The 20,430-nt window shown below is 57.2% G+C and carries 17 protein-coding genes; 13 read left to right on the plus strand and 4 right to left on the minus strand.

Going from position 1 to position 20,430, the window contains the following annotated elements:
• Positions 1–201: 201 nt before the first annotated feature.
• The 10 genes from rfbB to D2E24_RS02170 all read left to right on the plus strand — a co-directional run bounded on the left by rfbB (position 202) and on the right by D2E24_RS02170 (position 10,804).
• On the plus strand, positions 202–1,224 hold the full coding sequence (gene rfbB, locus D2E24_RS02130) for a dTDP-glucose 4,6-dehydratase (RefSeq protein WP_125967692.1): 1,023 nt from the start codon (positions 202–204) through the stop codon (positions 1,222–1,224).
• 79 nt (positions 1,225–1,303) lie between these two features.
• The gene (locus tag D2E24_RS02135) at positions 1,304–2,752 is read left to right on the plus strand and encodes a sugar nucleotide-binding protein (protein ID WP_125967693.1); all 1,449 of its coding nucleotides are present in this window, start codon (positions 1,304–1,306) and stop codon (positions 2,750–2,752) included.
• A gap of 344 nt (positions 2,753–3,096) precedes the next feature.
• Positions 3,097–3,996 carry a glucose-1-phosphate thymidylyltransferase RfbA gene (gene rfbA / locus D2E24_RS02140; RefSeq protein ID WP_125967694.1) on the plus strand — a complete coding sequence of 300 codons (900 nt, stop codon included), beginning with the start codon at positions 3,097–3,099 and terminating at the stop codon, positions 3,994–3,996.
• A gap of 87 nt (positions 3,997–4,083) precedes the next feature.
• Positions 4,084–4,749 carry a hypothetical protein gene (locus D2E24_RS02145; RefSeq protein WP_125967695.1) on the plus strand — a complete coding sequence of 222 codons (666 nt, stop codon included), beginning with the start codon at positions 4,084–4,086 and terminating at the stop codon, positions 4,747–4,749.
• A gap of 537 nt (positions 4,750–5,286) precedes the next feature.
• The gene (locus tag D2E24_RS10535) at positions 5,287–5,466 is read left to right on the plus strand and encodes a hypothetical protein (RefSeq protein WP_241222811.1); all 180 of its coding nucleotides are present in this window, start codon (positions 5,287–5,289) and stop codon (positions 5,464–5,466) included.
• Between the two features lie 6 nt (positions 5,467–5,472).
• Entirely contained in the window at positions 5,473–5,694 is a 222-nt protein-coding gene (locus tag D2E24_RS10540) for a hypothetical protein (RefSeq protein WP_241222812.1), read from the plus strand.
• Positions 5,695–5,896: 202 nt separating this feature from the next.
• On the plus strand, positions 5,897–7,117 hold the full coding sequence (locus tag D2E24_RS02155; RefSeq protein WP_125967696.1) for a Shedu immune nuclease family protein: 1,221 nt from the start codon (positions 5,897–5,899) through the stop codon (positions 7,115–7,117).
• A 324-nt stretch (positions 7,118–7,441) separates the two neighbouring features.
• Positions 7,442–8,500 carry a GmrSD restriction endonuclease domain-containing protein gene (locus D2E24_RS02160; protein ID WP_164520962.1) on the plus strand — a complete coding sequence of 353 codons (1,059 nt, stop codon included), beginning with the start codon at positions 7,442–7,444 and terminating at the stop codon, positions 8,498–8,500.
• A gap of 11 nt (positions 8,501–8,511) precedes the next feature.
• Positions 8,512–9,162: a HEPN domain-containing protein gene (locus D2E24_RS02165; RefSeq protein WP_125967698.1), complete on the plus strand. Its 651-nt coding sequence runs from the start codon at positions 8,512–8,514 to the stop codon at positions 9,160–9,162.
• A gap of 205 nt (positions 9,163–9,367) precedes the next feature.
• A complete protein-coding gene (locus D2E24_RS02170; protein ID WP_125967699.1) occupies positions 9,368–10,804 on the plus strand; it encodes a glycosyltransferase family protein in 1,437 nt (478 codons plus the stop codon).
• A gap of 334 nt (positions 10,805–11,138) precedes the next feature.
• On the opposite strand, the gene D2E24_RS02175 is transcribed toward D2E24_RS02170, so the two are convergent.
• Complete coding sequence (locus D2E24_RS02175) at positions 11,139–12,596, minus strand: hypothetical protein (protein WP_164520963.1); 1,458 nt, start codon at positions 12,594–12,596, stop codon at positions 11,139–11,141.
• A 457-nt stretch (positions 12,597–13,053) separates the two neighbouring features.
• Between D2E24_RS02175 and D2E24_RS02180 the strand changes: the two genes are divergently transcribed.
• The 3 genes from D2E24_RS02180 (at position 13,054) to D2E24_RS02190 (ending at position 17,633) form a co-directional block, all read left to right on the plus strand.
• Complete coding sequence (locus D2E24_RS02180; protein ID WP_241222813.1) at positions 13,054–14,793, plus strand: DUF4012 domain-containing protein; 1,740 nt, start codon at positions 13,054–13,056, stop codon at positions 14,791–14,793.
• 170 nt (positions 14,794–14,963) lie between these two features.
• Positions 14,964–16,436, plus strand: coding sequence for a tyrosine-protein kinase domain-containing protein (locus D2E24_RS02185; RefSeq protein WP_420897464.1), 1,473 nt, complete (start codon positions 14,964–14,966; stop codon positions 16,434–16,436).
• Positions 16,437–16,580: 144 nt separating this feature from the next.
• Positions 16,581–17,633 (plus strand): 5'-nucleotidase, encoded by a 1,053-nt coding sequence (locus D2E24_RS02190; RefSeq protein WP_125967703.1) that lies wholly within the window; start codon positions 16,581–16,583, stop codon positions 17,631–17,633.
• A 42-nt stretch (positions 17,634–17,675) separates the two neighbouring features.
• Here the strand turns inward: D2E24_RS02190 and D2E24_RS02195 are convergent, their stop codons facing one another.
• The 3 genes from D2E24_RS02195 to D2E24_RS02205 all read right to left on the minus strand — a co-directional run bounded on the left by D2E24_RS02195 (position 17,676) and on the right by D2E24_RS02205 (position 20,223).
• Positions 17,676–18,485, minus strand: a complete 810-nt coding sequence (locus D2E24_RS02195; RefSeq protein WP_125967704.1) for a hypothetical protein — start codon at positions 18,483–18,485, stop codon at positions 17,676–17,678.
• Positions 18,482–19,549, minus strand: coding sequence for a DNA-processing protein DprA (locus D2E24_RS02200; RefSeq protein ID WP_125967705.1), 1,068 nt, complete (start codon positions 19,547–19,549; stop codon positions 18,482–18,484). Before D2E24_RS02200 ends, D2E24_RS02195 begins: the two co-directional genes overlap by 4 nt.
• A 239-nt stretch (positions 19,550–19,788) precedes the next feature.
• A complete protein-coding gene (locus D2E24_RS02205; protein WP_125967706.1) occupies positions 19,789–20,223 on the minus strand; it encodes a hypothetical protein in 435 nt (144 codons plus the stop codon).
• Positions 20,224–20,430: the final 207 nt, after the last annotated feature.

Genomic DNA, 20,430 nt, shown 5'->3' on the forward strand with positions numbered 1-20,430 from the left:
TGCCGCTTCGTCGCCATGCTGATCCTGTCTTCCATAAGACAAGCCAAACAGGACCGATACCGTTCGCGCTCATTCCCGATGAGGCACCACCACACCCTACGCGCTCAAAAAACGTGAGGCACGTCGCGTATACAGACAAGCTTATATGGCATGATTAGAATTCAATCATGAAATGTGAGCGCACAAGATTAGGATAAAGTTATGGCTGAAGATTTTTTCTCTCCGAGGAACATCATTGTGACCGGTGGCTGTGGTTTCATCGGGTCGAACTTCGTTCACTACGTGTATGACAACCATCCCGACGTGCATGTCACCGTGTTGGACGCGCTGACGTATGCGGGCAATCTGGAGAACATCCGTGGGATCCTTGGGGATCGTGTGGAGTTCGTGCACGGCGACATCTGCGACGCTGAGCTCCTGGACCGTCTGGTCCCGGGTCATGACGCGATCGTGCACTACGCGGCCGAGTCGCACAACGACAACTCGATTGCGAACCCGGAGCCGTTCCTGCGTACGAACGTGGAGGGCACGTACCGGCTTCTGGAGGCCGCGCGCAAGTACGGGGTGCGCTATCATCACGTGAGCACGGACGAGGTGTACGGCGACCTCGCCCTGGACGATCCGGCGAGGTTCACGGAGGAGACCCCGTACCGTCCGTCCAGCCCGTATTCGAGCACGAAGGCGAGCTCGGACCTGCTGGTGCGCGCGTGGCACCGCACGTTCGGGGTGCGCATGACGATCAGCAACTGCTCGAACAACTACGGTCCGTTCCAGCATGTGGAGAAGTTCATCCCGCGTCAGATCACGAACATCCTCGAGGGCCAGCGTCCGAAGCTGTACGGGGACGGTCTGAACGTGCGCGACTGGATCCATACCGAGGACCACAGCTCGGCCGTGTGGACGATCCTGACCCGAGGCCGGTTGGGCGAGACGTATCTGATCGGCGCGGACGGCGAGCGCAACAATCTGACCGTGCTTCGTGACATCCTGACCGTGATGGGCAGGGATCCGGACGACTTCGACTGGGTCAAGGACCGTCCGGGCCATGACCGCAGGTACGCCATCGACGCGACGAAGCTGCGCCGCGAGCTGGGCTGGACCCCGTCGCATACGGATTTCCAGGCGGGCATCCGCGGGACGATCGACTGGTACGTGAATAACCGTGCGTGGTGGGAGCCGGCCAAGGCCGCGACCGAGGCGAAGTACAAGCGGCAGGGCCAGTGAGCGGCTGCCGCTGAAACAGGGGTGTGGCTCCTCCGGACCGTGGCGTCCGGGGGAGCCGTTCGTGATGGAGGTGACTGGTATGGAGTTCGGTAAGGAACTGAAGGTTACGGAGACGAATATTCCGGGTCTGCTGGTGTTCGATCTGCCGGTGCATGGTGACAATCGTGGCTGGTTCAAGGAGAACTGGCAGCGCGCGAAGATGACCGGACTGGGTCTGCCGGATTTCGGTCCGGTGCAGAACAACATCAGCTTCAATGCGTCGAAGGGCGTGACGCGCGGCATCCATGCGGAGCCGTGGGACAAGTACATCAGCATCGCGGCGGGTTCGGTGTTCGGCGCGTGGGTGGACCTGCGTCCGGGCGAGAGCTTCGGCCAGGTGTACACCACGGTGCTGGACCCGTCGAAGGCGATCTTCGTGCCGCGTGGCGTGGGCAACAGCTTCCAGGCGTTGGAGGATGGTACCGCGTACACGTATCTGGTGAACGCGCATTGGAGTCTGGAGCAGAAGGGCTCGTACACGTTCGTGAACCTCGCGGACCCGGATCTGGCGATCGGGTGGCCGATCCCGTTGGACGAGTGCGAGCTGAGCGACGCGGACACGCGTCACCCGATGCTCAGGGACGCGCGTCCGATGGCGCCGAAGCGCACGCTGGTGACCGGCTGCAACGGACAATTGGGCCGTGCGATCCGCGCGTACGCGGAGGCGCATGGTCTGGAGGGGTTCGAGTACACGGACATCGACGGGTTCGACTTTTCCGACCCGACTGCCTACGACCGGTATGACTGGAGTCTGTACGGGACCATCATCAACGCGGGCGCCTACACCGCGGTCGACCTGGCCGAGACCCCCGAGGGGCGTGCGGCGGCGTGGAAGGCGAACGCGCAGGGCCCGGCCCTGCTGGCGCGCGTGGCGGCGGAGCATCACATCACGCTGGTGCATGTGAGCTCGGACTACGTGTTCGACGGGACCGCCGGGGAGCATGCGGAGGGCGAGGCGTTCTCCCCGCTGGGCGTGTACGGGCAGACCAAGGCGGCGGGCGACATCGCGGTGGCGAACGCGCCGGAGCATTACATCGTGCGTTCGAGCTGGGTGATCGGCGAGGGCCGCAACTTCGTGAGGACCATGATGACGCTGTCGGACCGTGTCGCGGACCCGCAGGACGCTCTCGAGCAGGTGACCGTGGTGGACGACCAGTACGGCCGACTCACGTTCACCAAGGACATGGCCGAGGCCATCTTCCATCTGCTGGACAGCCGCGCCCCGTACGGCACGTACAACCTGACCGGTTCGGGCGCGGTGAGGAGCTGGGCCGAGATCGCGGCCGAGGTGTTCGACCTGACGAACGGGAACGGCGACCGGGTGAAGCCGATCAGCACCGCGGAGTACTTCGCGAACGCGAAGAACCCGGTGAGCCCGCGCCCCACGCATTCCGCGCTGGACCTGTCGAAGATCGGGTCGACCGGTTACACGCCCGCGGACTGGGAGGAAACCCTCAGCGCCTACGTGAAGCAGGAGCTGGGCAAGTAGTAGGTAACGGTCCGTGTTCTTGACGGACTGTGGTGGGGCGTCGCGCAGATAGTGTGCGGCGCCCCACCATTATGAACAGAGTGACCTGCATGCAGGAGCCACTGACGACAACGTCCCTCCGGATCATCAACAATAGGATAGGAAAGTCATACTGGAACCGGCGACCAGGTCCCGACTATCGGACCTACCAAACATGGTAACGGGCGGGAGCGTCGTGTTGTCTGTCACGTATTGCGTATTAGGGGAGTGGTTGGGCGTGGGCGCTGCTGCATGTGAGAGGATATGCGGGTAAGCTGGGACTTGTTTGCTTGTCAAATGTGTATATATAGGAAGGCGTTCCGATTATGAAGGGCATTATTCTCGCCGGTGGTTCGGGCACGAGGCTGTACCCGTTGACGACGGTCACGTCGAAGCAGCTGCTACCGGTGTACGACAAGCCGATGATTTACTACCCGCTGAGCGTACTCATGCTCGCGGGTATTCGTGACATTTTGATTATCAGCACGCCGAAGGATTTGCCGAACTTTGAACGGCTCCTTGGCGATGGTTCGGCATATGGCGTGCACTTCAGCTATGTCGTGCAGCCTTCTCCCGACGGTCTGGCGCAGGCGTTCCTGCTGGGCGAGGAGTTCATTGACGGCGAGCCGTGCGCACTGGTGCTGGGCGATAACATCTTCTACGGCAATGGCCTTGGCACGACCTTGCGTAAGGCGGCTGACCGCGCTGAACACGGAGGATCGAGCGTGTTCGGCTACTATGTGGACGATCCGGAACGCTACGGCGTGGTGGAGTTTGACGCTGACAACAAGGCCGTGTCGATCGAGGAGAAGCCCGCCGAGCCGAAATCCCATTACGCGGTGACGGGCCTGTACTTCTACGACAACCGCGTTGTCGAATTCGCCAAGCAGGTGAAGCCCTCCGCGCGTGGAGAACTGGAGATCACCGACCTCAACCAGATGTATCTGGATGACGGGTCCCTGAACGTGCGTACGCTGGGCCGCGGCTACGCGTGGCTGGACACCGGCACGATGGACTCGCTGTACGAGGCGGGCGAGTTCGTGCGCACCGTGCAGCGCGCCCAGGGCCTGCCGATCGCGGTAGTGGAGGAGATTGCGTTCGAGAACGGCTGGATCGACCGTGAAGCGCTGCTGCAGTCCGCCGACCGGTACGGCAAGTCCCCATATGGTCAGCACCTGCGCGATGTTGCCGAAGGCCGAGTGGTCCTCGTCTCCAACCATTATTAGATATAGGAGATGGATGCTATTTGGCGGCTGTCATATAGCATCCATCATAAGAGATGAAAATGAAGCCCCTTTTATACAATTATAAGTATGACGTGTGTTGAAACAAGTTCGATGAGCTGGTGGGAAGCTGTCACTCTGTTGCTCGCTCTCATATCAGCGATTGGTATGGGGTGGCAGATATTCAGAGCGGAGACGGTACTGCCTCCAGCTGTGTTGAACATTGAATGGGATGATCATGGACTGGTATGGGATTCAGTATTGAATCGTCTGCGAATTGATATTGCCGTGCGGCCGGCTTTTGGTTTCGTTCTTTATGACGCTAAAATTATCGAAACGACTGATTGGCCTCAACCTCGAGCAAACTGGTTGAAACGGTATTGCAATCGTGTTACCGAAGATGGAGAACCGTTACGTCATATCGTTCGGTTCGAAGAGAACGACTCTGTGAAATTTGTCGTGCAATCTTTTTCCTTATCTGTTGCGTTGCGTCGTCCGGTAGCGAATGCGTGGCTTGTTGAAGTCTCTGATTCTGGTGAGATTGAGAATCATGTTCGCCTTCCAAAGGTAACGATTAAGATGTGGAGATGGTTCCCGGGTGCCGTCATCATCGATTTTTGTAACCGCTTCTTGCGAAGGTGCTGTTGCCCGCTACGTTTTCCATTGGGACAATGGAAGATTGAGAAGACCGACTGCCGTAGTGTAATTCCATACGACGCTCTATCTCGCAGCAGACATAATGGTAAGCCATTTTAGAGTGTGTCTATTCAGCGGGGGGGGGCTTGTGTCTGAACTTTGTTGTTTCCGGAATTGCTCAACCCGATATCGTATACGTTCGTGCGATTAGTCTGGGACCGATGGTCCGGCTATGAGGCCGATTCATGCTCGGTCTTGATGCGAATATTCTTAGCGCCAGACAATGGAGTCCAGTAAAACATCGCCATCCTTAACGAAAAACACCGACTTGATAAAACAAAGAGGAGTTTCTGAGGCGTGAGCATTTACGGGCTCTTGGTGATTCTGGACGAGTACATAGTCTGGTACAAGGGAGCCACATCAAGGCTGAGCATGAACATCATGGACAGGCGTGTCCGGCTGTGGTTCGTCGTCTGAGTGCTATCCACGACACTGACAAACGACTGCTCAGACAACAAAGTCCAACAAAACACTGTCACCTCGAATTGGAGTTGGAGTAACATTATTTATTATATTTTACTTTCTTGAGCAATTCTGATTAATGAGGTGCTCGAGATAGTAAGTATAATTTGGTAAACCGATATCAAAGGTGGATGAATGTCATCATCATTCAAAATCAATAAGAATGCGATTCGGAAAATGCGTGAAGAAATTCAAAAAGAAATTAATAAAAAGCCGGTAACTATTCCTCTATATGCGGAACCGACTATGATAGGTGAAACATCATTTGCGGCTTCTAATAATACTATCACCATTAATGCTGGAGATAATGCGTAGATTGCGTTGAGCGGACAGAATGTACATCAGGAACGGACTATTCGTATTGGTAGTGATGATTCCGAGGAGCTAAAAGATATCCTGCAGGACATCTTGACTAAGTTGGATAATCTGGAGTTACCTGCTGAAGATGATCAAGAACTACGCGAGTCTATTCAGGAAACAATTACCGAGATCGATTCGCCAACACCGGATACGGGGGGAAGATTTGTGGACTTTTGCGATTGATAAAAAGAATCATTGCCCCAATTGGAACATCAATGATTAACGGTCTGGCGAGTGATGCGAGTGATCTTGTTCGACAATGGTTGGAACAAATTTCGCAATTCATGTAGTTTCAATCAACGTGACTTGGTTTGTTTTATCTCGCTAAGAAGGTGGCGCAAAGCAAGTCGTATTGGATATTATATTATCAATTGGTGAGGTTGATATGACTATTCGTTTTGAACGCAGAGATGATAAGTTGGTTTTAATTTATTGGCCAGAATTCATGACAGCTGAAGAAATTCTCGATAAATTAAGAGACGAAGGTGTCTGGCACATCAAAACATGTTTCCATATTACCGAGAAGCATATTATATATTCAGATGATGCTGATGAATTGCTTTTCTGTGTTGGTGAGGTGGGTGTGGAATATACTAGAATAGATAAAGATGTCTTTGGTGTTGATCATGATTTCTATTTCTCAAATTCTTTCAATCTGTATGAACGTCATTTTGTTGCTTCTCGGAATGTTTGTATTCTCCCTAAAATTGATAGAGTTATAAACTCTGACGTATATATAGGTGGGAGCGCAAAGGAGTGTTGCATTCCAAAGAATGACTATGAGTTTTTAATTAAGAACTTTCCTAAAACAGCTGAGTTAAATCGCTATGTAAATGCTCGAATTGCTTCTATTGTTGAGGAGTTTTTCCCGCTGGTAAATTACCATGAAGAAAAGTTTGATGCTATCTTGAGAAGAAAAAATAAAGCTCTGTCAGATAGATTCTCTCGTAAAAAAACATTGTTTCAAAAAAGACTTGATGATGAACGTGATCGAATTGATGAGATTCAAGAAGAATTCGAAAATATCTTAAGCCAAGAAGAAGTTGTGAGTGAAGAAGAGTGGCAGGAGAAGGTGTATAGCATTCTGCGACTTCTTTATCCTAAGTATATTGCTGGTATTCGTGAAGTGAGAATTGATGGGGTGGACCGTAATGACAAGCGCCCAGATTTTGTTTTGGTTGATGCAAATGGATATCTCGATGTACTGGAAATTAAAAAAGCGAATGTCAAAATTCTGACTGAACAACCTTCATATCGTAATAATTATATACCTGTACGTGAACTCGCTGGCGCAGTGCAGCAAATGGAGAAGTATCTCCAATGTCTCAACGCATTAGAAAAAACTGGTAAGAAAAAGCTTTGTGAGCAGATGTATGATTTTCTACCTGATGCGATTGAAGTCAAGATTTTGAATCCTCAAGGTCTTCTGCTCTTGGGGAGAAGCAAGGATTTTAATGAACGGCAGAAGAATGACTTTGAACTAATTAAGAGACAGTATAAAAACATAGTGGAAATTATGACTTATGACGACTTGTTGCAGCGAATCAAGAATATTAGTGCCGCGCTTCATCATGAGCCGCAAAATAGCAGCGGTTCCACTCGATAGCTAAGATTGTCATCTATTGCGCTTATGAAAGCGTTCTGCTGATTCTGTTTGCTCCTAGCTGGGGTGGGAGAGAACCAGCAGAATTTCTTATCGCCATAGCGGTGAATTCTCCCAATCGTCGGGAATTCCATATCAGACTTTGGAATCTGAGGATAGCTGCTCATGAGAGAACGGAACTTGCCCTTTCCAAGAAGAACGGATACCGATAATCCTTCAGGCGGAAGTGCCCCACTTGTTTGTATAAAATATATAATTGTTTATTCTTGAAAATATGTGATAAAATCTAATGGTCACTATTTATGAAACGGATTAAGGATGTCGGTGATGAATCAATCGGAGATACGTGAAGAGTTGTTGCAACAGCGGAGAAAGGTGGATTTTGATAACTATGACTTAACTGTTGATGAAGTAATTAGACGAGTTTCTTCTAAAAGAATTGAAATAGCTCCTTCCTATCAAAGACAATTTCGATGGAATGCGGAGAGACAGTCGGCGTTAATTGAGTCTTTGCTTTTGGGTATCCCAATCCCTAATTTGTTTATGGCAACAAATTTAAATGAGAATGATGGCATGCAATGGGAAATTGTAGATGGCTTGCAGAGAACCTTATCTCTTGTATCGTTCGCGGGGACGGAAACACAGCGCATTGATGCTGGACTCAGCAAGGAACCATTAAAGATTCAAGGTCTGCAAAAACTTAAATCAATTAATGATTTAACCTTTGATGAACTACCTAAAGATACGGCCGACTTGTTTCTTGACAGGCCGGTGAAGATTACTGTGCTTAATGATAAAAGCGACAAGCAAGTTCGTTTTGATTTATTTGAGAGATTGAATACTGGTGGCGTGACTCTAACTCCACAAGAAGTGCGGGAATGCATTTTCCGCGGAGATTTTATGGATATGCTGCAGGATCTATCGCAGTATGGGCCCTTTAGAGAAGTTGTTAAATTGCCCTTGGTAAAGGAGAAGGACGGTACGAGAGAGGAATATGTACTTCGTTTCTTTGCTTTTTATGATAGATATAAGGAATTTAATCACTCTGTGAAAGATTTCCTCAATTCATATACTGATTTCGCCTCTTCTCATGTGGATTTGCTAGAAGAAAAAACTTTACTTTTTAAGAGAACTTTTGATTTTCTTGCAGAATGCTTTCCGAATGGACTCACTCGTTCTAGGTCGACAACTCCAGTTAATTTCTACGAAGGAGTCTCTGTGGGGGCTGCTTTAGCTCTTAAGAAAAATTCTCGTCTGGAGCCATCGAATGATCAATGCTGGATGGAGAGCCGTGAATTTGTTAATTCAGTAATTGGTGCAACTAACTCTGCTGTCAAAGTTCGTCGCAGGATTGAGTTGTCGAGGGATGGGTTCTTGAGCGCATGAGAAATGTTAACTTGGAATCGATTGAAAATGATTTTCATCATAGAATGAGCTGTATACGGGACCTTATAAACGCTACGCATCCGAACGCTGATTTATCTGATGAGAGTCCACGAATTTCTCCTACTGTGCAAAAGAGTGTCAGAGGCCTTGTCATTGTTATGCTGTTTGGTGCGTATGAGAAGACTGTAAAGTCTTTGTGTCAAGAATTGATTGAAACGGCATCTACGTTCCGCGGTAAACAAAAAAATTTAACGATGCCATTTCGTCTAATTGGAATTTTTAATCAAATTAATGCACTTCGAGATCAATCTATAAAACGTTCAACTATTTGGGAGCGAACACTTCCTGATCTCTTGGGGCGGATAGAAGGTGATGCCTCATTGCTTTGTAATACTTGGCCGGACAACGGTGAGTACATGAAGAGAAGTCAACTTAAATTATTTTGTCGTGTGTTTAATCTTAGTCAGGCGCTTCAACAATTAGGGCCGATTAATGATAAGTTGGATATGATTGTTGTAGAGAGAAATCAGATTGCACATGGTGAATTGACTGCCGAGGAAGTGGGGAGGCGTTATTCGGAAACTGAGATTCGAAGTTTAGTTGATGAGTGGGAAACGCGATGGACTTCTTTTTTTGACATCAGTCTCATCGATTGTGGATAATAGGTCATATTTTGTTTATAAAAATTCTTAATCTATTTAAAGGATTTAAGGTAATTTCAAAATGAGTTAAGTTGAAATATGTGTGTGAATTTATTCATTCAAAACTTATATTAATAGATACTGCACTGGCAATATACTGGTTGATATGCATCAACATGTGAAGACGGACCGGTCGCGTACCGGTAGGGGAAAAGCTGCTTCTTTAGTGAGATCGGCGGGCTGGGGCCTGCTGAACCTGCTGGTGGTGGCGTCGACGCTGCTGCTCGCGGACACGGAATCACCGTTGTTCCATGATCATACGATTTCGTATGATTCCGACATCTTCGCACTGGCGGGCAGGATCTGGGCCGACGGCGGACTGCCGTACGTCGACTACTGGGATCATAAGGGGCCTCTGATCTTCCTGGCCAACGCAGTCGGATACGTGCTGACCGGCTCCACCGTAGGTGTGCTGATCGTCGATGCCATACTCATCACCGTCACCATGCTGTTCCTCTGGCTCGTAATCGACGAACTGGCCGAACGCACGCTGCACATCGCGGTGCGAGTTCTCATCCTATGGACATTGCTGCCGTGGCTGTCGGAACTGTTGATTCCGTCATGGAATATGTGTGAAACGGTATGCCTGCCGTTCCTCGCGGCGGCGCTCTGGCTGGCCGTATGCGACATGAAGGCCATCGGCGACGGACGGACCGACCGCATCGCGCCGGCGACGGCGCTCGCCCAAGGCATCGCATGCGGCGCCTCGCTGATGACCCGCGCCACCAACGCCATCGGCGTATGCGTCCTCACCCTGACGATGGTCATCTGGCTGGTCGCGAACCGACGCTGGGCCAACCTCGCCCACTGCGCGCTCGCGTTCATCGGCGGCATGCTGCTCCTATACGCGCCGTTCGCGATTTACTTCGCCGCCCGCGGCGCGTTCGACGACTTCATGTACGGCACGCTGATCTACAACCTGGGCCATATCAGCAACGCCCCGACACGACTGGTGACATCAGGGAAGATCTACGACATGGCGCTCATACTCGGCGTGCCGATGCTGATGATCCTGGTGCCGCTCCTGCGCATCCTGCGCCGGCAGCGGGATCTGCTGACGTTGTCCATGATGGCCGCGGGAATCACGCTCACCGTGTTCTTCGCCGTAAGCGAACCCTACAAGCACTATGTTGTCATCGCCGTGCCGTTTCTGCCCGTACTGATGGTCTGGTGCTGCGAACTGGTACGTCGGCCGATCGTATACACCACCGTGCTCACGTTGGTGTTCGGACTGCTGAGCGCCTACGCCGTGATTGAGCACCGGCATCTGATGGGATGGCCCACATACGACAATCCCGCCGTGGAACGCGTGGTGCGTGAATCGCACGGTTCGGTCGCGTTCTACGGACTGCCGGCGGTGGTCTACGAACGGTACGACGTGACGCCGGCCTATCCGCTGGCGAATCTGCAGGACTGGCAGGCGCTGTTCAGTGACGGCTACAAGGCGTGGCTGCGCGACATGTACGCGACGCCGCGCACCGAATACCTGATCGTCAACCCGACGGCCGCCCTCGACGAACCGGTGATCCAACCCGAACTGGACGCCCACTACGACCTGGTCGAAACCACCGAAGACGGCCTCGACATCTACCGCGCCCGCTGAGCGGCGTCATGGAAGCGGCCGCATCGGCATCTCCATCGTCTCGACACGCCCGGATTACGGGTACGGAACGGCGGATTGGGGCGACTTTTGGCTGATTCTGTGGGGTATCGGACGTTCTGTATACGCACTCCGGGCGTGTCGCGTCAGTGCTGCTGCAGAGTCTGCCAGGACAGTGCAGGTGGAAGACCCTGGCAAGGCAACGTTGCCAATATTTTCATTTTTGGCAAGGCAAATTGGCCACTTTTCCGGGACTTGTTGCGAGGAGTCCGGTCGTCACGAAGAAAACCGAGATTTTCCGTTTGATGACAATCATGAATTGATGGGGAAGCCCAGCTCACGCCGACTGCATCGTCTGCGGACCATAGTGCAGGTACCAGAGGAACAGGGGGAGCGCGTAGAAGGCGTAGGCCTCGAACTGGGCGTACAGGTACGTAAGAAGCAGCAGCCAGCAGCAGAGGAATTTGACGGTTCCGCCGTCGGCGCAGGTCGAGGTCCTGCGGATCGCGCATCCGCGGACCATCGCACGGACGATCAGCATGCAGGCGACGACGAACGGCATCAGACCGAATTCGGTGATGAACGACACGTATGCGTCCATCGTGAACACATTGCCCGCCCGGTTCGCGACCGGCGCATACGGGTCGGCCAACTGCGCGATCTCGCCCGTCATCATGCCGCCATGCGTCGTATACCAGGCCGACGCCTCCGCATAGCCGCGCGCCATCGCCTCGCCCACATTGCCCGCGCCGAACCCGAACAGCAGATGCCACGGATCACGCAGCGCGGCGACCATCGGCGCCAAAGACCGGAACAGACGCGCGCTCATCGACACGTCGCCGGACAGCAGCCCGTGCGACAGGATCGAACGGATGCGCGGCTGGGCGGCCATCATCGCCGCTGCCGCGCCGCACAACGCGACAAACCCCGCCACGACGGCGGCCATCATGCGCGGACGGCGACGCAGACGACGCACGGTCCCGCGCCACGGGACCATCATCACCAGACATACGACCGCGGCGACGATGCAATCCAACACGATGCGCACACCGCACCCCATCGCGACCGACCCGAGCGCGAACACGCCGATCAGCCATGGCAGCCGGCGGTCGCGCGACAGCCAGAACAACGGCAGCAGCACGCCGAACACATGCACGCCGATATAACTCGGCTCGGCGAACAGGAACTGCGGACGGACCACGAAATACTGACGCAGATACAGATTCATCAACGGATTGCGCAGGAACACGATATCCAGATGACCCGGTTGGATCAGCCACGTGAACACGCCGAACGCGAACGCCACCCCATACGCGGCCGTAACCACCGAGACCGACGCGCGCAACGGCAGACGCTTGACGGACCAAGCCAGCGCGAACGAGACGAACGTCGCCGACGCGCACAGCAACGCCAACAGCGACAGCACCGCATGCGACGGATGCGCGCCGACCGTCAGCCAGCCAAACCCACTGACCGCCAGACAGACGAGCGGCAGCCCGATCAGCGCCGGATGACGTCGGACCAGCGCGAGTGAACGACGCCCATTGCACACGGCATACGCAAGAAACAACAACGGGGCGATCGGCGACCAGTACGCCATACGCACCCCGAACACCGTCCCGTCGACCGGCAGCAACGCCAACGCCGCATACCACAGCCAATCCGACCTGTCGCGGATGTAGTCCTTGACTGTGAAGGTGCGATCCCTCCCAATCGAAGTCCGAGCGACACTTGTCATAATGAATGAGCGCATGACGTCCTCTCTCATCCGTGGGCTGCGGGAGTGCATGCTCATGAATCGGTCTGGGCGTACACACGCATAGTAAAAGGCCGATACCCGTAGCCGGGACCGGCCTTTACTCAATCCAAGATGGATTTCCGAAAAACTGAATCAGTCGGCTCCGGCACCTTTGCAGGCGATGGGTGGCGCGCCAGCTGATCTGCATGCCAGTATAGGCGGCAGCATGGATGAACATGACCGGTCCTTAGGTAGAGTGGTCGGCATGAGCGAAAACTTGGATGACGGACAGTGGGGGCAGGACGAGCTTCGTGGTGAAGATCGTCGTGATGGAGAATCGGGTGGATCGGAGCGTCGAGGTACGGCGCGACATGGGCGGCATGGGGGAGTCGGCCGCGGATCGCGAAGCGGGCGATCGTCCCGCAGCAGTCGTGACGGTCGCAGCGGTCATGGTTCCCGGCGCGCCCGCAGCGGATCGGCGCACACCGGCCGGAACATCGGCATCGGGGTCGGCGTGCTGCTGGCGGTCGTCGTGGCGCTCGCAGGATGGTTCGCCGTATCGGCGCTGAAGGCGAAGACGGAAGTGCAGGCCGCGGTGCAGTCGGCGACCACGCTGAGCGGCCAGGTCGCCAACGGCGACATGAACGGCGCGAAGGCGAGCATCGGCGCATTCGGCGAGCATATCGACGCCACGTACCGGCAGACGTCCAACCTCGCCTGGATGGCGGCGACGCTCATCCCGTACTACGGCGACGACGTGCGCGCCGTGCGCGACGTCGTCAGCATCCTGCACGACGTGAGCGCGAACGCCCTGCCCGACCTGACGCAGGCGGCCGGCGAACTCGACCCGACGACCATCGGCATCGCCGACGGCACCATCCGGCTCGGCGGCATGCAGCAGGCCGCCGGCCGGCTCACGTCCGCCAACACGGTCATCGCCGACGCGGCCGACCGATTCCGCCAGATCGGCGGCACGCACATCGGCAGGCTGACCGACATGATCAGCCAGGCACAGACACGGTTCGACCAGCTCGCGTCGCTCACCGACATCGTCACGCGCGCGGCGAACGTCCTGCCGTCGATGCTCGGCCTCGCCGGCGGCGACGGCACGACCGACGGCTCGGCGGCCGGCGGCTCGACCCGCACCTACCTCGTGCTCGTGCAGAACAACTCCGAACTGCGCGCCACCGGCGGCATCGCCGGATCGTGGGGCACGCTCACCGTCAGCGACGGGCATGTGAGCATCAGCGACTTTACCTCCACCTCGCAGCAGTGGGACGAACCCATCGCCGACCTCACCCCCGACGAGAAGACCCTGTTCGGCACCAAGATGGCGTTCTTCCAGCAGGACGTCAACTTCACCCCCGACTTCCCCCGAAGCGCGCAGATCGCCACGGTCATGTGGCAGCGCCTCAGCGGACAGAGCGTGGACGGCGTCATCAGCGTCGACCCGGTGTTCCTGCAGAACCTCCTCGGCGCGGTCGGCGGCATGACCCTGCCCGACGGCACCGTGCTCGACGGCGGCACCACCGCGCAGATCCTCCTCAACCAAACCTACTTCGACAAGACCAGCCAGGACGAGCAGAACGCGTTCTTCACCGACACCGCATCCAGCGTGTTCGACCACATCGTCGCCTCCACCGGCGGCGACAACACCGCGCTCGTCAAGGCGCTCGTCAAGTCGGTGACCGACGGCCACGCGTACGTGTGGAGCGCGCACGAGGACGAACAGACGCAGATCGCGGACACGGCCATCTCCGGCGCGCTCGAAACCGACCCGGCGCGCCCCGTCACCGGCGTCTATCTCAACGACGGCACGATGGGCAAAATGGACTGGTATCTCGACCGGACCATCACCGCCGCCTACGACAAGACGTATCCGAACGGCGCGAAACGATACACCGTGACCGTCACCCTCACCAACACGCTCGACCCGGTCACCGCGGCGAACCTGCCCGAACTGATCCGCGGCTACGAGGACGGCGACACCAGCCGGCCGCGGCACGGCGAGATCGACACGGTCATCCACGCGTACGCGCCCGCCGGCGGACGACTCGCCGACTGGACGATGACCGGCAGCGGCATCGGCGACGGCCAGTTCGACGCGATCACCACGCATGAGGGCCTCACCGTCGGCTCGAAGAACGTGATCCTCGAACCGGGTGAAAGCATGACGCTCACCTTCCACGTGATCACCAGCGCCGAGGGTGGAGATAGTGAGATGATTCTGCGCACCACGCCGCAGTCGAAGTAGAGTTCGACGGCCGGTGCCGGTAGAATGGCGCATGGTGTCGCATGCGCAGGGACGTGCGTCGTCGGAACGTCCGGCGCAGGCCGTTTCCGTGACGCGGACGATCCGAACGGGGGCATCCGGGCGGCATGCGACGACAAGGGCCAGAACGGCACGGACCGGAAGAGGATGGAGTGGGTTTGGAGAACACGGGATCCGTCGATAACGACGTCATCACCATCGACGTGCTCGGCGCACTGAAGAAGCATGTGGTGACCGCGGTCATCACGTTCGTGGTGGTCGTGGCGGGCGTATGCGCGTACACGTTCACCCGCACGCCCATGTACACGGCGTCCGCACAGCTGTTCGCCACGTACCGCAACACCGCCGCGGACAGCAGCAACGCCAACTCGTACAACGCGGGCGCATCCTACATCAGCTCCCAGATCGCCACCTACCCGGACCTCGTCAAGACCGAGGCGGTGCTCCAGCCCGTCATCGACGACCTGGGCCTCGACACGAGCGTCGGGGCGCTCTCCCGGCAGGTGAGCGCGTCGAACCCGACCGACACGATGATGCTGAAGGTGAGCGTCAGCGACGCCGACCCGGAGATGGCGGCGAAGATCGCGAACGCCGCCGCCGCAAGCCTGCGCGACCAGATCACCGGCTCGCTGTACAGCGAGGGCGGCAGCGAGCTGATCTCCCCGGTGAACCTGGCGATCGTGCAGAAGGCCGGGACGCCGGGATCCCCGAGCTCGCCGAACGTGAAGATGAACCTGGCCGTCGGCCTCGCCGGCGGACTGGTGCTGGGCGTGATCGCCGCAGTGCTCAAGGACCTGCTGGACCGCCGTGTGCGCACCGTGGCCGACGTGCAGGCGATCGTCGACGAGACGCCGATCCTGGGCACGCTGACGCAGGGCGAGGTGTTCACCGAGAAGGCGCCGGTGATGGTCGGCCACGCCTCGTCGCGTGAAGCCGAGGACCTGCGCCGACTGCGCACGAACCTGACGTTCATGGAGAACGGCGAAGGACTGTCGAACGTGATCGTGGTGACGTCGAGCAGCCCGTCGGAGGGCAAGACCACGACGAGCGCGAATCTGGCGGTCGCGTTCGCGGAGAACGGCGCGAAGGTGCTGCTGATCGACGCCGACGTGCGCAACCCGTCCATCGCCAAGTCGCTCGACGTCGAGAACAGCGTGGGCCTGACCCATCTGGTGAGCGGCGAAGTGTCGTCGCGCGACGCGATCCAGAAGTACTGGAAGTCGAACCTGCACGTGCTCACCTCCGGCCAGCAGACCCTGAACCCGAGCGTGCTGCTCAACTCGATGGCCATGAAGGCGCTGATCCACCAGGTGGCCGACAACTACGACCATGTGATCATCGACACGGCGCCGATGCAGGTGTCGAACGATGCGGCCGTGTTCGCGAAGGAAGGCGCGCAGCTGCTGATGGTGGCCGGTCTGGGCGTGGTCGAGAAGCGTCGCCTGACCACCACGATGGACGAGCTGGAGACGCTCGACATCGAACCCGTGGGCATGGTGCTGAACTTCGCCGAACAGGAGAAGGCCAAGGACAGCTACTACTACTATTACTACGGCGAGAAGGACGGCAAGCGTCAGGGCCGCCGCCACAAGAAGAAGGGATCGAAGACCGGATCGCAGGCGTGAGCGAAGGCTCGGCGGCAGATGATGACGTGAGCGCTTCGGCTCGGATCTGGGATGCGCCCCGATTGGTGCCGATGCCGTGACGGCATGGCTCCGGTCGGGGCGCATCGTCATATCGGGATGACCGTAAATGGGAAGGGGATGCGGATGGGGAGCACGTTGGCGAGGAAGGCGCTGGTGATCGGGGTCGCGTCGAGTGCGCTGTTCGATCTGGAGCATAGCGACCGGATATTCCGCGAGGAGGGCGTCGCCGCGTACGAGGCGTATCAGGAGCAGCACATCGACGACCCGTTCCGGCCGGGCGTCGCATTCCCGTTCATCTCGCGGCTGCTGCGGTTCAACGAATTGTTCGATGACCCGGATGAGGGCGTCGAGGTGATCGTCATGTCGCGTAACAGCCCCAAGACCGGGTTGCGCGTGATGAACAGCATCGAACATTACGGGCTGGGCATCACCCGGTCCGTGTTCCGCAGCGGCCTGTCGACGTTCTCGTTCATGCCCGTGTTCGACATGTCGCTGTTCCTCACCGCCGACGCGCAGGACGTGGATGCCGCCGTCGCCGCGGGCCTGCCCGCCGGCTGCGTGCTGCCGTCCGACGGGATGCGGTCCGGCGTGCCGTCGTCTGATGTCCGGGGGAGTGCGGATCGGCCGTCGGATGGTCCGATGACGCCGCACGATGATGCCGCCGTCGCCACTGATGGCGCCGATGCCGCGACGGACGCGGATGACGGCGAGCTGCGCGTCGCGTTCGATTTCGACGGCGTTCTGGCCGGCGATTCCGCGGAGCGCGTGTTCCAGCAGGCGCGAGTCGAGGATCCGTCCACCGCGGTCGCACGGTATTCGGAGCATGAACGCGCCTACGCCGACCAGCCGATCGAGGAGGGGCCGTTGAAGCGGCTTCTGGCCGGCATCAACCGGCTGCAGGATGCGTCGCGCGCCTGCAAGGCTCCTGGCCATCCGACGCTGCGGGTGTCGCTGGTGACCGCGCGCAACGCGCCGGCCCACAAGCGTCCGATACAGACGCTCGAACGGTGGGGATTGACGGTCGACGATGCGTTCTTCCTCGGCGGGCTGGACAAGACGCCGGTGCTCAACGAGCTGCGCCCGCACATCTTCTTCGACGACCAGCTCGCGAACCTCGACCGTCCCGACCTGCGCATCCCCGCCGTGCACATCCCGTTCGGCGTCAGGAACCGATGATTCGGGTATGCGTCAGGGAATCCGTCTGTCGAGGGATACCATTCAGACCAGTGGGTGCGGTGGCAGACCCCAAATACAAGCATCCTGATCGAATTCGCGTTCACGGAACTCCTGCGCCGTGGATTTATCGAGCTTTTCGGTGCAGTATTCCAGGTCAAGAATTCTGGCGACGCAGAAAACGGATACCTGCTGCGCCCCGGCCTGTTTCAAAGCCGCGGCAGCGGATTGAACCGTCGTGCCGCTGACCCATGAATCCTCGATGAGCAGCACATGCTGAGCCATGTCATCCGGTATGGTTTCCTCGGATACGGAGAACAACGACTTTGAGAAGCGTCGTTTCTTCTTCTCTTCGGCGTTCAAGAGGATTTCGGGAACCTTCTGGCCGAAAATCGACGACACTATGGCATTGAGTGGATGCTGCTCTCCATATCGTCTGCTGGAAGAGGTCGAAGGCACGGTCGCCCAAGCCGAAACCGGGACATTACCGGCGACTTGAGTCAGACACTGGAAGTGAAGAACCAGCGGGTCGAGCAGAAGCAGTTCGACCGTCTTCCGATACTCGGTTGAAGTGGGAGACTTCTCCTTATAGCCAAAGACGGTCTTGTACATCCGGTCGCGGTATTCGATGGCGTAATAGCCAAGGCGTACCCGATTCGCAAGCTTCTCCTCCGGAACGCCTTGGGCCTCTGCATCAGCGATGGTCTTCTGGCAAGCCCAACAACGATCTGGGCGCGAGCTCTTCGGTCCTCCGCAGGTTGGGCACACGCACTTGGCGGGGCTGCTGTAGACGACGGTGCGCGCATACCTTCCGACACTATTTACGATTTCCTGATGAATGTCGGCGTCACTCATTGACATATGCCTTCCTGCATCTTCGCTTCAGGGGACTGGGTATGGTCACGGTTCGGTGTCTGTTCTATCAGGTCATCTAGATTCCGCTTGAAATTCAGCAGACGGTCGATGATCTTCTCCACCTCGTCAACGGAACCGACGACGTGAACGCCGGGCTTCCCCGCCAAAGCGCGTCCCCAGTCCGTGTGTTCCACGACCATCCTGTGCAGAATGACCGGACGGCCATGCCGTTGCGATTGACGGGCCTGAATCCGCGTGCCGGAATACTCCGAAGCCTCCACGACCACCGAAACCATGCCATAGCCGGACATAAGCGCATTGCGCATCGGGAACGTGCTCTTCGTCGGAGGCGTATCCGGCCAGAACTGAGACAGCACCAAACCCCCGGACTGCGGTGACGCGATCAGGCGCTGCAGGTCACGGTTCGTCGCCGGATACACGCGATTGATGCCGGTGCCGATGAAAGCGACGGTACGGCCTCCTCGCCGAAGCGCCTCACGGTGAGCCTCCGAGTCGATGCCGTCCGCAAGACCCGCGACCACGGTCATGCGCCTATCGACCAGCATCGAAGCGCATCGGCGGGCGAACAGCGCTCCTTCAGGGGAACAGTGACGTGATCCGACGACGGAAACCGCGGAATCCTCCGGATTCAGCAGGCCATCGGCGAATACGAACGGCGGCATATCCACGATCGTGCGTAGCCGGAGCGGATACCGGTCGTCGAAGATGGACACAAAATCCAATCCGCTGTCGGACCAGTCCCGCACCAGACGTCGGGCGATATCCCATTCCGCACGAAGCCTCCTGGCCTCTTCGGCAACGGGCGGAATCTCATCATCCCGGAACAGGGAATCCTGAACATCGTCGTTGCCCGAGACGGCATGGTCGTCATCGTCGACGAGATGAACATGACGAGGGTCGATCCTGTGCTCCAGCACGCGAACCGCACTGTGATTATGGGCGCATAGGTCGGCGATGGAACACCAGGTATCGGGTTTCCGGCAAGTGCGCAACAACGTCACCAGCGCGGCGTTTTCCTCCAACAACTCTTCTGCCGAGCGCATGCTCTCCCCAATCCGTGTATGTGCATGTACATGGCCAGTGTAGTGGTATAGGGCGGAGTCGGCATCAGGATGACCGTGACCTCCACTGTTTCGTCCCGGCCGGACATGTCGATGATGTCGTAGACGCAGCCACGCCGAATCCGGATGTTCGGCGGGACGTGCGGGGCTGATCGCGTCGATACGGAAAAGGCCGGTCGCGTGGGGCGACCGGCCTAGGCGTCATGGGTGCGCGTGACGGATCAGGCGGCCTTCTTGCGGCCGCGGCGCTTCATCGTGCCGGCGACGGCGTCGGCGACGTTGAAGATCACGACCTTGTCGAGCTGGTGGGCCTCGCCGGTGACGGACTGGTAGGCGACCTCGCCCTCCGGGGCCTCGGCGAACTCGAAGAAGCGGGTCACGGCCTCGATGACGGTGGCATCCTTGACGCTGATGGACGCGGTCTGCTTGTCCTCGCCCTTGCTGAACTTGATGCCGTTGTCCGCCTTGGCGGTGGTCGGGACGATCGCGATCTGCTTGGCGTTCTCGTTGACGAGCACCTTGACGTACGCCGGGAAGCCGAGGGCGGCGGCGGTGGCCTTGTTGAAACGCACGGCGGACGCGGTGACGGTCATCACGGTCTTGCCGATCGGCTTGATGAGACGGACTTCCTCAAAACCCTGAAGCAGAGATGCCATAATTCGATCCTTAATACGTGGGAATACCTGCGGACAATACGATTGCCATTATAAAGACAATATCGCGACAATAAGGATTGTCATCCGCGGAAGCGAATAGCGGATTCATGGTATTGGAATTTGCATGAATAGGCGATGAATCCTGCTGAGAATCATCGGAGAAGTCATGAGGAAATTACGGAGAAGGAATGCGACGGCGATTGCGAT

Source organism: Bifidobacterium samirii (assembly GCF_003952945.1).
Classification (GTDB): domain Bacteria; phylum Actinomycetota; class Actinomycetes; order Actinomycetales; family Bifidobacteriaceae; genus Bifidobacterium; species Bifidobacterium samirii.